General features: G+C 63.0%; 1 protein-coding gene. It reads left to right on the top strand.

The genetic code is table 11. From position 1 onward, the window contains the following. Window positions 1–480, top strand: a 480-nt coding sequence (locus L0B83_RS19620) for an IS30 family transposase (RefSeq protein WP_234760241.1), incomplete at its 5' end; no start/stop codon positions are given. Between the last annotated feature and the right edge of the window lie 33 nt (window positions 481–513).

Raw genomic sequence — 513 nt, 5'->3', positions numbered from 1 at the left:
GCCGTGCCCGGGCACTGGGAGGGCGACTTGATCATCGGAACCCCGGGAACCGGGGCAATCGGGACCCTCGTGGAACGCACAAGCCGCTTCGTGATGCTCCTGCACCTGCCCAACGGGCATACCGGCGAACAGGTTCTTGCCGCAATCGAGGAAACCCTGCCCACACTCCCGGCCCGGCTGCGCCGGACCCTGACCTGGGATCAAGGCGCGGAAATGGTCGGCATCCACCACCAGGTCAAGATCGCCACCGGAGCTGAGGTCTACTTCTGCGATCCCCATTCACCCTGGCAACGCGGCACCAACGAGAACACCAACGGCCTGCTGCGCCAATACTTCCCGAAAGGCATGGACCTGACCGCCGTAACCCGCGAGGACCTCGACTACGCCGCTGACGGACTCAACGGCCGCCTGCGTAAAACCCTCGGCTGGAAAACCCCCGCACAAGCCCTCCAACAAATACTGGAAGAATCAGCAGCATAAAAGGACGTGTTGCAACCACCACTGGAATCCGCC

It is taken from the genome of Arthrobacter alkaliphilus, from assembly GCF_021483235.1.
Lineage (GTDB): Bacteria > Actinomycetota > Actinomycetes > Actinomycetales > Micrococcaceae > Arthrobacter > Arthrobacter alkaliphilus.
This window is presented reverse-complemented; position numbering and strand designations above follow the sequence as displayed.